This window comes from Nonomuraea sp. B19D2, from assembly GCF_040137845.1.
Taxonomy (GTDB): Bacteria; Actinomycetota; Actinomycetes; order Streptosporangiales; family Streptosporangiaceae; genus Nonomuraea.
In genome coordinates, this window is record NZ_JBEFAK010000001.1 from 701,893 (window position 1) to 713,953 (window position 12,061).

9 protein-coding genes are annotated in these 12,061 nt (G+C 69.6%); 3 read left to right on the forward strand and 6 right to left on the reverse strand.

All coding sequences use genetic code 11. The features are described 5' to 3' along the window. The first annotated feature begins 9 nt into the window (after positions 1-9). The gene (locus tag ABN273_RS03430) at positions 10-4,884 is read left to right on the forward strand and encodes an NAD-glutamate dehydrogenase (RefSeq protein ID WP_349447111.1); all 4,875 of its coding nucleotides are present in this window, start codon (positions 10-12) and stop codon (positions 4,882-4,884) included. On the opposite strand, the gene ABN273_RS03435 is transcribed toward ABN273_RS03430, so the two are convergent. From ABN273_RS03435 to ABN273_RS03460, 6 genes are all read right to left on the reverse strand, one after another. Continuing rightward, positions 4,881-6,032 (reverse strand): DUF418 domain-containing protein, encoded by a 1,152-nt coding sequence (locus tag ABN273_RS03435; protein WP_349447112.1) that lies wholly within the window; start codon positions 6,030-6,032, stop codon positions 4,881-4,883. The two genes, ABN273_RS03430 and ABN273_RS03435, sit on opposite strands and share 4 nt — an antisense overlap. A gap of 4 nt (positions 6,033-6,036) precedes the next feature. Next, positions 6,037-6,882, reverse strand: a complete 846-nt coding sequence (locus ABN273_RS03440) for an ABC transporter permease (protein ID WP_349447113.1) — start codon at positions 6,880-6,882, stop codon at positions 6,037-6,039. Next, positions 6,879-7,781 carry an ABC transporter ATP-binding protein gene (locus tag ABN273_RS03445; protein WP_349447114.1) on the reverse strand — a complete coding sequence of 301 codons (903 nt, stop codon included), beginning with the start codon at positions 7,779-7,781 and terminating at the stop codon, positions 6,879-6,881. Before ABN273_RS03445 ends, ABN273_RS03440 begins: the two co-directional genes overlap by 4 nt. Before the next feature lie 93 nt (positions 7,782-7,874). Then, entirely contained in the window at positions 7,875-8,357 is a 483-nt protein-coding gene (locus ABN273_RS03450; RefSeq protein ID WP_349447115.1) for a Clp protease N-terminal domain-containing protein, read from the reverse strand. Beyond that, a complete protein-coding gene (locus tag ABN273_RS03455; protein WP_349447116.1) occupies positions 8,354-8,587 on the reverse strand; it encodes a hypothetical protein in 234 nt (77 codons plus the stop codon). Before ABN273_RS03455 ends, ABN273_RS03450 begins: the two co-directional genes overlap by 4 nt. 109 nt (positions 8,588-8,696) lie before the next feature. Next, positions 8,697-9,716, reverse strand: coding sequence for a DUF8094 domain-containing protein (locus tag ABN273_RS03460; protein WP_349447117.1), 1,020 nt, complete (start codon positions 9,714-9,716; stop codon positions 8,697-8,699). A gap of 129 nt (positions 9,717-9,845) precedes the next feature. On the opposite strand from ABN273_RS03460, the gene prfB reads away from it, so the two are divergent. Continuing rightward, positions 9,846-10,970, forward strand: a complete 1,125-nt coding sequence (gene prfB, locus ABN273_RS03465; RefSeq protein ID WP_349447118.1) for a peptide chain release factor 2 — start codon at positions 9,846-9,848, stop codon at positions 10,968-10,970. Between the two features lie 392 nt (positions 10,971-11,362). After that, positions 11,363-12,052 (forward strand): cell division ATP-binding protein FtsE, encoded by a 690-nt coding sequence (gene ftsE / locus ABN273_RS03470; RefSeq protein ID WP_349447119.1) that lies wholly within the window; start codon positions 11,363-11,365, stop codon positions 12,050-12,052. Positions 12,053-12,061 lie beyond the last annotated feature (9 nt).

A 12,061-nucleotide genomic window follows, 5' to 3' on the forward strand; every position in this document is an offset into this window, starting at 1 on the left:
GAGACCGAAATGCCCCTCGACGAGGCCAAGGATGAGCTGCTCCAGCGAGCCGCGGAGAGTTGCGCGGTCAGCAGCGAACATGTGAGTCCCGAGGAGGCACTGTCCTTCCTCCGGGTCTACTACCGGCATGTCGCGCCCGAGGACCTGCTCGACCGCAACCCCGTTGACGTGTACGGCCCTGCGATGTCGCAGCGGCAACTGGCCGAGGTCCGCCCCCAGGGCAGGGCGGTCGTCCGTGCCTACACGCCCACGCTGGAGGAGAACGGCTGGGACCCGGGGCACTCCGTCGTCGAGGTGGTCACCGACGACATGCCGTTCCTGGTGGACTCGGTGACGATCGAGCTCGACCGGCACGACCTGGGCATCCATCTGGTCGTCCACCCGCAGATGCGGGTGCGCCGCGACATGACGGGCCGCATGCTCGGCCGCGGCCAGGAGGACGTGACCGGCCAGATACTGGTCGAGTCGTGGATGCACATCGAGATCGACCGGCAGTCCGACCCCGAGGCGCTCAGGCGGATCGAGGCCGACCTGCAGCGGGTGCTCAACGACGTGCGCCACGCGGTCGAGGACTTCAGGAAGATGCGGGCGCTGGCCGTGCAGACCGCGGAAGACCTGAGCATGAGCCCGCCGCCGCTGGAGCCCGCGGAGGTCGAGGACAGCCTCGACCTGCTGCGCTGGCTCGCCGACGGGCACTTCACCTTCCTGGGCTACCGCGAGTACCGGCTGGAGCACACCGACGAGGGCGAGACGCTGCGGGCGCTGCCGGGGGCGGCGCTGGGCATCCTGCGCGGCGACAAGGTGGGCTCCGAGAGCTTCTCCGCGCTGCCCGCCGAGTTGCGCGCCAAGGCGCGGGAGAAGCAGCTCCTGATCATCACCAAGGCCAACTCCAGGGCCACCGTCCACCGGGCGACCTATCTCGACTACATCGGGGTCAAGCTGTTCTCGCCCGAGGGTGAGGTGATCGGGGAGCGGCGCTTCCTCGGCCTGTTCACGCACGTGGCCTACAACGAGTCCATCTCCAGGATCCCCGTGCTCAGGCGGAAGCTGGCCGACGTGCTGGAGCGGGCCGGGCTGGCGCCCGACAGCCACGACGGCAAGGACCTGATCGAGATCCTCGAGACGTTCCCCCGCGACGAGCTGTTCCAGACCTCGATCGACGAGCTGCTGCCGATCGCGCTCGGCGTGCTGCGGCTGCGCGAGCGCAAGCAGGTGAAGCTGTTCCTGCGGCGCGACGACTACGGCCGCTACATCTCCTGCCTGATCTACCTGCCGCGCGACCGCTACACCACCAAGGTGCGGCTGAAGATGCAGGAGGTGCTGCTGCAGGCCCTGGGCGGCAAGTCGCTCGACTACAGCGCGATGATCGGCGAGTCGGTGCTGGCCCGGCTGCACGTGGTCGTGCGGGGCGAGCGCGGCAAGCAGCTCCCGCCGCCGAGCGTGGACGTGGAGGAGCTGGAGGCGCGCCTGGCGGCGCTCACCCGCTCCTGGGAGGACGACCTGGCCGCGGCGCTGGGCGAGATGACCTCGGAGGAGGAGGCGCCCGCGCTCATCCGGCGGTACGCGTCCGCGTTCCCCGAAGGGTATAAAGCGGACTTCCCGCCCAAGGTGGCCGTCGTGGACCTGCGCCGCCTGGAGGAGATCGTCGCCGCGGGCGACGGCGAGGAAGTGGGCATCAACCTCTACGAGCCGTACGACGCGAACGAGGGGGAGCGGCGGCTCAAGATCTACAAGGTCGGCTCGCCCATCTCGCTGTCCCAGGCGCTGCCGCTGATCCAGCGGCTCGGCGTGGAGGTCGTGGACGAGCGGCCGTACGAGATCGACCGCGACAACGATCCCAACACCAAGAACGCCTGGATCTACGACTTCGGCCTGCGCTACACGCCGTCCGACGAGGTCGACAAGAACGACTTCAAGCGGCTCTTCCAGGACGGGCTCACCGCCCTGTGGAAGGGGCGGGTCCAGGCCGACGACCTCAACTCGCTCATCCTGAGCGCCGGGCTGACCTGGGAGCAGGTCGAGATCCTGCGCGTCTACGCCAAATACCTGCGGCAGGCCGGGAGCACGTTCTCGCAGCCCTACATGGAGCGGGTGCTGGCCGGGAACGTGCGGCTGGCGCGGCTGCTCGTACGCCTCTTCGAGGCCAGGCTCGATCCGCGGCGGCCCGAGGACGTGCGGGTCGATCTCGCCGAAGCGCTCCACGAGGAGATCCTGGGAGCGCTCGACGAGGTGGCCTCGCTGGATGAGGACCGGATCCTGCGGGCGTACCTCGAGATGATCCTGGCGACCCTGCGCACCAACTACTTCCAGACCGTGGACGGCAGGCGCAAGCCGTACATCTCCTTGAAGTTCGATCCGCAGGCGATCAGCGTGCTGCCGCTGCCCCGGCCCAAGTATGAGATCTTCGTGTACTCGCCGCGGGTCGAGGGCGTGCACCTGCGCTTCGGGAAGGTGGCGCGGGGCGGCCTGCGGTGGTCCGACCGGATGGAGGACTTCCGTACGGAGATTCTCGGCCTGGTAAAGGCGCAGATGGTGAAAAATACCGTCATCGTGCCCACTGGGTCTAAAGGTGGATTTGTCGTAAAGCAGCCGCCTGTGTCCGGATCGCGGGAGGACATGCTCGCCGAGGGCGTGGCCTGCTACCGGACGTTCATCTCGGGGCTCCTGGACGTGACCGACAACCTCGAGGACGGCAAGGTCGTGCCGCCGCCCGACGTGGTCAGGCACGACGGCGACGACACCTACCTCGTGGTCGCCGCCGACAAGGGCACCGCGACCTTCTCCGACATCGCCAACGGCGTGGCCAAGGAGTACGGCTTCTGGCTGGGTGACGCGTTCGCCTCCGGCGGCTCGATCGGCTACGACCACAAGGCCATGGGCATCACCGCCCGCGGCGCGTGGGAGTCGGTCAAGTACCACTTCAGGACCATGGGCGTGGACGTGCAGGCCACCGACTTCACGGTGGCCGGCATCGGCGACATGTCCGGCGACGTGTTCGGCAACGGCATGCTGCTGTCCAGCCACATCCGGCTGGTGGCCGCGTTCGACCACCGGCACATCTTCATCGACCCCTCGCCCGACGCGGCCCGCTCGTTCGAGGAGCGCCGGCGGCTCTTCGAGATGCCGCGCAGCTCCTGGGAGGACTACGACGCCAACCTGATCTCGGCAGGCGGCGGCGTCTTCCCGCGCACGGCCAAGTCCATCCACCTCACGCCGCAGATGCACGAGGCGCTCGGCATCCCCGCGGGCGTCAAGTCGATGGCGCCGAACGACCTGATCAGCGCCATCCTGCGGGCCCCCGTCGACCTGCTGTGGAACGGCGGCATCGGCACGTACGTCAAGGCCGCCGCCGAGTCCCACGCGGACGTCGGCGACAAGGCCAACGACGCGCTGCGCGTCAACGCGGGAGACCTGCGCTGCAAGGTCATCGGCGAGGGCGGCAACCTGGGGTTCACGCAGCTCGCCCGGATCGAGTTCGCCCTGAACGGCGGGCTGGTCAACACCGACTTCATCGACAACTCGGCCGGCGTGGACACCTCCGACCACGAGGTGAACATCAAGATCCTGCTCGACCAGGTCGTCCGCGACGGCGAGCTCACCGACAAGCAGCGCAACCAGGTCTTCACCTCGATGACCGACGAGGTCGCCGACCTGGTGCTGCGTGACAACTACGCACAGAACGTGGTCCTCGCCGCGGCCCGTGCCCAGGCCGTGGAGATGCTCCACATCCACTCCCGCTACCTGCGGCGGCTGGAACGGGACGGGCTGGTCAACCGGGAGCTGGAGTTCCTGCCCTCGGACAAGGTGCTGGCCGAGCGCCGCCAGGCCAGGCTGGGCCTGACCGCGCCGGAGTTCTCCGTGCTGCTGGCCTACACCAAGCTGGTGGCCGACGCCGAGCTGCTGGGCTCCGACCTGCCCGACGACCCGTACCTGGCTTCGTGGCTGGTGTCGTACTTCCCCTCGGCGCTGCGCGAGCGCTTCAGGGCGTACATGGACAACCACCCGCTGCGGCGGGAGATCATCACCACCCGCGTGGTGAACGAGCTGGTCAACTCCATGGGCACCACGTTCATGTACCGCTTCGGCGAGGAGACCGGGGCCTCGACGCCGGACATCGTGCGTGCCTACCTCGTGGCGCGCGAGGTGTTCGACCTGGCCAGCTTCTACCGGGCCGTGGAGTCCCAGGACAACAAGATCGGCACAGAAGTACAGATCGCCATGCTGCTGGAGGCCCGCAAGCTCGCCGAGCGCGGCACCCGCTGGCTCCTGGTCAACCGCCGCCCGCCGCTGGACCTGTCCGGGTCCGTCAACTTCTTCGTGAAGGGCGTCAACGGCCTGCTGTCCCACATCCCCAAGCTGCTGACGGGGCCCGACCTGGCGGCCTACGAGGAGCGCCGTGACTCGTTCGTGGCCAGGGGCGTGCCGCAGGAGCTGGCCGAGCGGGTGGCCGCGATGGTGCCGGCGTACTCGATGCTGGACCTGATCGAGGTCGCGTCGGTGACGGGCCGCCCGGTCAACGAGGTGGCGGAGGTCTACTTCGACCTGGCGGACCGGCTCCAGCTGGCGCGTCTCAGGGAGCGCATCATCGCGCTGCCCCGGGACAACCGGTGGAACTCGATGGCCCGCTCCGCCCTGCGCGACGACCTCTACGCCGCGCACGCCTCGCTGACCCGCGACGTGCTGGCCCACAGCACGCCGGGGCTGTCGCCGGAGGAGCGCCTGGCCAGGTGGTCGGAGGCCAACTCGGCGGCCGTCTCCCGGGCTCGCCAGACGCTGTCGGAGATCTGGGAGAGCGACCACTTCGACCTCGCCACCCTGTCGGTCGCCCTCCGTGCCATCCGCACGCTGGTGGCGGCCAGCAACCTGCCGCACACGGATTCCTAGGGTGCCGCGCTGCTGCGGCGGCCGGACCGGCGGTAGGTCAACCGCCGCAGCAGCACCTCCAACGGGCCGCGGTGACCGACGCGGCGCATCCAGTCCGCCAGCAGGACCGAGATCGCCCAGATTGCGACCGCGATCCCGAGCGCGGCGGCGAAGCCCAGGTCGTCGCCCAGGTCCAGGGTGAACGGATAAAACAGCAGGAGGAAGACCACCGACTGGAACAGGTAGAACGTCAGCGACCGCTGGCCGAGCGCGGCCAGGGCGGTGGTGAACGGCCCGTGTCCGGCGCCGGTGGTGCCACGTACGCGTTCGGCCCGCGTCGCGACCAGGCCGATGAGGGCTGCCAGGCCGATCCCGCCGGCGTAGCCGGTGAGGGTGTGCGCGAGGACGGCGGCCCAAGGCGCGGGGGGCGTCCACGCGCCGGCCATCAGCAGGGCTCCAGGGAGCCTGCCGACGAGCGCGATGCCGAGGCAGATCCCGGCGACGCGGCGCAGCAGGGTCCGGTGCCGCTCGGGCTCGTCCAGGACGCGGCGGCGGGCGGCCCAGATGCCCAGCAGCATGCCCGGCACGATGTCGATCGTGCCCAGGGCCGTCTTGAACGGCCACGTCTGGAGGCCGGACAGCAGGTGGGAGCCGAGGTCGGCCGGCATGATCCCGGCCCCCGCGATGTCCACGGCGCCGGCGAGGGCCAGCAGGATCGGCCCGGAGGTCACGAGCACCGCCGGGAGGAGGGCCAGGGCGGCCGTCCAGCACAGCACCGAGTCGCGGGCCCGCACCAGAGGGGCGAGCACCAGCAGCGTCAGCCCGTACACCGCGACGATGTCCAGCGGCACGAGCACCCCGTGCACGAAGCCGATGACGATCAGCCACAGGCTCCTGCGCCGCAACAGCTTCCTGAGCGAGACCCAGTCGCCGCCCCGCGCCTGGTGACGGTGCGCGAGCTGGCCCAGCGCGTAGCCGAACAGGAACACGAACAGGGGCCGGGCCTGGTTGTGGGCGAGCAGGTGATCGAGGAACGCGGCGACGCCGTCGAGGACGCAGGGAGAGCCGGAGACGAACACCGGCGCGTGTGCCAGCGCGATCGCCAGCAGCATGAAGCCGCGGGCCAGGTCGGGCGCCAGCGAGCGGCCGCGCAATGTCGTGACGGTCACGTCGTCACCCGACCCGCTGCAGGGCGCGCTCGCGGCGCGCGGCCACGGCCGACCCGGACTCACCGCGCGCCATCCCACGCAGCACCATCGGCGCCACCAGCAGGCCGAGCACCGCCCAGGCGCCCAGCACGCCGGCGGTCTCCAGGTGCCGCCAGGACTCGCCGATCTCGACGCCGGCCGCCGCGTCCGGCAGCAGAGCCGAGCGCATGCCGAGCCCCATCCAGTAGATCGGGAAGATCTGGGCGATCCACTGGAGCCAATCGGGCAGCGCCGTGATGGGGTAGAAGATGCCGGAGATCCCGATCACGGCGAGGACGGGCAGCTGGATCAGCCCTTGAGCGCGGGCGCTGCCGAGCACCGAGCCCAGGACCGCGCCGATGGGCAGCGTGGCCACCAGGCCCAGGGCCAGCACCCAGGCCAGCGTCGGCCAGGAGCCCGGGCCGATCCGCAGGCCCTCGACGATGAGCATGCCGGGGACCAGGAAGATCGCCAGGTCGGCGAGCAGCCCGCCGGCGACCGAGACGACCTTGCCGATGAGGTAGGCGGGCATCCCGTGCGGGGTCGCCTTGGCCCGCAGCAGGGTGCCGTCCTCGCGGTCGGCGGTGAGCTGCTGGCTCATGCTGACCAGGCCCATGCCGGCGTTCATGCCGAGGATGCCCGGCAGGGCCAGGGTGCCCAGCAGCAGGCCGCTGGATTCGAACGACATGTCCCGCAGGAAGAACATCGCGACCAGCAGCAGCACGGGCCAGAGGAAGTGGGAGAACAGCTCCGGGCCGTTGGTGAAGGACTGTCGCAGCTCGATCAGCCCGCGGGACCAGCCCGCGCGCAGTGCCGTCGTGGCCGGGTTCATCGGGCACCTTCCACGGTCGATTCGGCCTGGCGGACCAGGGCCAGGTACGTCTGCTCCAGCGAGGCCCGGTGGACCTCGAGTTCGCGGATCTGGTCGCCGTACCGGTCGAACAGGCCGCGGGCGAACCCCGTCGAGTCGGTGGTCTTGTGCTTGTGGCGCTGCCCGTCGCGCACCCAGCGCACCTCGTCCTCGCCGGCGATGCGCCGGGCCAGCTCGCGGGCGGTGCCGTCGGCGACGATCCGTCCGCCGTTCAGGATGAGGATGCGGTCGGCCAGCTTCTCCGCTTCGTCCAGGTCGTGGGTGGTGAGCAGGACGCTGATCTCCCGGGTGTCGACCAGGCCGCGGACGAGGTCGTGGAAATCGTGCCGGGCCTGCGGGTCGAACGCCGCGGTCGGCTCGTCGAGGAACAGCAGCTCGGGTCGGCCCACGAGGCCGATCGCCACGTCCAGCCTGCGCCGCTGCCCGCCGGACAACGTCTTGATCTTCTTGTTCGCGTGCCCGGTCAGGCCGACCGCCCCGATCAGCTCGTCGGCGTCCCACGGCCGCCGGATCCGGTCGGTGGCATAGCCCGCGTAGTACGTGCCGAGGTGGGTCAGCAGCTCGCGCACCCGCCATTTGCCGTGGTCGCGCCACGACTGCAGCACGACGCCCAGCCGGGCCCGCCATCGCTCGTCGCCGTGTGCGGGATCGGCGCCGAGCACCTCGACCCGGCCCCGCGACCGCATCCTGAAGCCCTCCAGGATCTCGATCGTGGTGGTCTTGCCGGCTCCGTTCGGCCCTAACAGGGCCAGCACCTCGCCGTGGCGGGCTTGGAACGTTACATCGTGCAGGACGTCCACCGAGCCGTAGCGCATGCGCAGCCCGTCGACGTCGAGCACGATGGTCTCGCTCGTCGTCATTGCGTTCTCCTCTGGTCGTGAGGGCATGACGCATCGCGGCCCGAGACGTGCCGTCAAGGGCCGGAAGCGGGAAAGGGAAAGTGAGTGGCCGGGCTACCAGCGCTCGGTCGCCAGCGTCCGCTGGGCGCGCGCCATCAGGTCGCCCCGGTCGACACCCGCCAGGGCGAGCGCGCGCGGCACGGTGCCGATGCCGGTGTTCAGGACCCCGAGCAGCAGGTGCGCAGGGCGCAGGTCCTTCTTGCCCGTGGCGGTGGCGTAGCCGCGCTCGAGCGCGAGCCGGGCCGAGGCTCCGACACCGGGACGGCGCTCGGGGTCCCGGCTGGGCTTCGGGAGGTCGTAGGCGGCCAGGGACACCCCGGCCATGCTCAGGCTGTGCTCGAACTCCCGGTCCAGTGCGGTCCTGATGGCCTGGCGGTCAAGGCCCACGGAGCTCAGCACCGCATGAGCGGCCGTCCCCTCATGGGAGGCCAATGCCAGCAGCAGGTGATGTGCCTCGGTGTCCGCGGAGCCGTCCTCCCAGGCCTCGGCCGCGCCCTGCTTCATGATCGCGTTGATGTAGTGGTCGATTGCGCTCATTGTCGTCTCCTCAGCGTGACGCCGGCCGCGATCAGCCGCTTGGAGTGCTTCTTGTGGACCGCCTGGCGCGTGACGCCGAGCGCCTCGGCGACCGCGGGCCAGCTCCAGCCCGCGCGCATGGCCTGCTCGACGGCGGCGTCCTCGATCTGGTCGGCCAGGCGCCGCAACGCCGCCGCGGCCGCCAGCGCGTCGGCGGGATCCTTGGCAACGGGAATCTCATCAGCCGGCATATAAGCAACCGTAGTTGACTAAATGAGGGTTAGTCAACCCGAGTTGCTTAACGCGCGGACAAGTGAGCCCGAGGTTCTGCGCGGAACGGGGGAGAGGCGGTGGCGGGGGTTATTGGCCCGAGGCGCGAGTGAGCGCGCCGTCGTGGGCGATGACGGCGGCGGGGGCAGGGGCCTTCAGCGAGGGGACGACGGTGGCGTACTGGTGCGTCTCGATCAGCTTGAGCGTGCGGCGCAGCACCGGCGTGGTGATCGCCCACTGCGCGGACTCCGGTACCGGGATGTAGTCGTCCTCGGCCGTCTTCGTCGTCGTCGACGTCGTGCGGGACAGCGAGTACTGGATCAACGCCCCGCCGTCCTCGGTGCGCAGCGCGTAGACCGGATAGTTGTCGGCGCTGAAGATCGAGTCATAACTGAACCCGTCGTTCTTCGCCGTCTCGCGGAGGCTGGCGATCTGCTCGGCCACGTCCGTCGTGTACGGCCCCGCCGCCACGAGCCCCGCCGTGACCCCCGCGGACCCCGTCTCGGCCACGCTGGCGTGCACGGGCCCCATGAACTGCGGGCTGATCGTGACCGACTTGTCGTCGGGCGCCAGCGCGGTCGCGTAGCCGTCGGCGTCCCGCTGGATCTCCGGCACCTCCTGCCCCGGCAGGAGCTCGGCCGCGGAGCTGAGCCGCCACCGGTCGGACTTGGCGAACGTCAGCAGCGTCGGGCTGCCGTCGCGCGTCGCCAGCGCGCTGAACCAGAGCGGCGCGGTCTCGTCCGGCGCGATCCTCGGCACGAACAGCGTCGGCGCCCCCCACTTGTAGTGGGGCGGCGCGTAGGCGGAGGACAGGTATGCGGCCACGGTGAGCGGCGTCTGGCCGCCCGTCGTGAGGTCCACGGCCATCGCCAGGCGCCCCTGGAGGTCGCTCTTCACCCGCAGCGCGTCGTCGGTGACCGTGATCTCGGAGAACACCTGGGCGGCCTCGGCCTGCGTGACGGCCGGTGCGGGGGCGGAGGGCGAAGGGGAGGCGGAGGGGGTGGCGGCCGCCTTGGACGGCTGTGGCGAGGCATTGCTGGTGCAGGCGGTCGCCGCGGCCAGGACGCCGGCGGCGAGCGCCAGCACCTTCCGCCGCCCGTATGCACGCACCACGCCATGTTATTCGGGCGCGCAGGAAGCCGGAGCCTTCCACACCCCCTTTCGCGGCGTGAAAGGGTATGGGATGTCCTCGGTGGGGATGGGGGGCGTTGCTCTCCGGGGGAAGTAGGCTAGGGAGACGTGGCAGGCATCGATCCGGCAGAAGAGATCAACGAGCTCGCGGGCACGCTCCGCAGCATCCAGGACGTGCTCGACCTCGACGCGAAGCGCAAGCAGATCGAGGAGCTGGAGCAGCAGGTTGCCGCCCCCGATCTGTGGGACGACCCTGACCAGGCGCAGAAGGTCACGAGCAAGCTCTCCCACCTCCAGGGCGAGCTCAACCGTGTCGAGGGCGTCTCGCGCCGCCTGGACGACCTGACGGTCCTGTACGAGCTGGCGGCCGAGGAAGGCGACGACGACACGCGCAGCGAGGCCGACAAGGAGCTCGAGGCGCTCAAGTCCGACATCGGGGCCATGGAGGTGCGCACCCTGCTCTCGGGCGAATACGACTCCCGCGAGGCGCTCGTCACGATCAACTCCCAGGCGGGCGGGGTCGACGCCGCCGACTGGGCCGAGATGCTGCTGCGCATGTATCTGCGGTGGGCCGAGCGCAAGGGCTACGCCACCGAGGTCTACGACACCTCCTACGCGGAGGAGGCCGGCATCAAGTCGGCCACGTTCACGATCAAGGCGCCCTACGCGTACGGCACGCTCCGCGGCGAGCACGGCACCCACCGGCTGGTCCGCATCAGCCCGTTCGACAACCAGGGCCGCAGGCAGACCTCGTTCGCCGGGGTCGACGTCGTGCCGGTCGTCGAGCAGACCGACCACATCGACATCAACGAGGACGAGATCCGCGTCGACGTCTACCGTTCGAGCGGCCCCGGCGGCCAGGGCGTCAACACGACCGACTCGGCGGTGCGCATCACGCACATCCCGAGCGGCATCGTCGTCTCCTGCCAGAACGAGCGCTCCCAGCTGCAAAACCGCGCCACCGCCATGAACGTCCTGCAGGCCAAGCTGCTGGAGCGCAAGCGGCAGGAGGAGGCGGAGAAGATGTCGGAGCTGCGTGGCGCGACCACGACGTCCTGGGGCACGCAGATCCGCAACTACGTGCTGCACCCATACCAGATCGTGAAGGACCTGCGTACGGGCACGGAGGCGGGCAACCCCTCGGCGGTGCTCGACGGCGACCTCGACGGGTTCATCGAGTCGGAGATCCGCTGGATGCGCCGCCAGGAGTCGGAGAGCGCCCAGGCGTCCTAGAGCCCGCTCAGGTGCTTGACCGCCAGGGTCACGAAGAGCAGGACGACCAGGAGTAGAGCGATGAGGGCGGGTGACAGCCCGGCGAAGCCGTGCTGATGCATCCGCTCTCTGCTGGCGCGGCACGTGGGGCAGCGTCCCTCGATCACGGGGTGGGCACACTGCGCGCATACGAGATGTTCACAACTCATGACAGCCCCAAGTCTAGCCGCACAATCGTTTTGTTTCCGTTATGGACTTTCCAGCCCAGTCTTCCCCCTAGACTGTCGTCTGGCCAATCGAAACGTCGATCATCAGTAAAGACGACGTAACCCCGAGTGGCCGGTGGCGGGAAGTGGGCATGTGCCACCCTCGCTTCCGTCCTGACCCCTAGACTGGCATGCCGTGATGCTCTCGTGATCCATTTCGATAATGTCACCAAGGTCTACGCGAACCAGAACCGGCCCGCCCTCGACCACGTATCCGTAGACGTGGACAAGGGTGAGTTCGTGTTCCTCGTCGGTCCTTCGGGATCAGGCAAGTCCACGTTCCTGCGGCTGATCCTGAAGGAGGAACGACCCAACTCCGGCGCCATCCATGTCGCCGGCAAGGACCTGGGCCGTCTGTCCAACTTCAAGGTGCCGCACCTGCGCCGCCGCATCGGCTGCGTGTTCCAGGACTTCAGGCTGCTCCCGAACAAGAACGTCTACGAGAACGTGGCGTTCGCCCTCGAGGTCATCGGAAAGCCCCGGCGGTTCATCCGCAAGGTGGTGCCCGAAGTCATCGAGCTGGTCGGCCTTGAAGGCAAGGCCCACCGCATGCCCGACGAGCTGTCCGGCGGCGAGCAGCAGCGCGTCGCCATGGCCCGCGCCTTCGTCAACCGGCCCATGATCCTGCTGGCCGACGAGCCCACGGGCAACATCGACCCCGCGACGAGCATCGGCATCATGAAGGTGCTCGACCGCATCAACAGGACTGGCACCACGGTCGTCATGGCCACGCACGACGCGGCCATCGTCGACTCCATGCGCAAACGCGTGGTGGAGCTGGAGGACGGCAAGATCGTCCGTGACCAGTCGCGTGGCGTTTACGGCCAGGCGTACTGACAGGGAGCT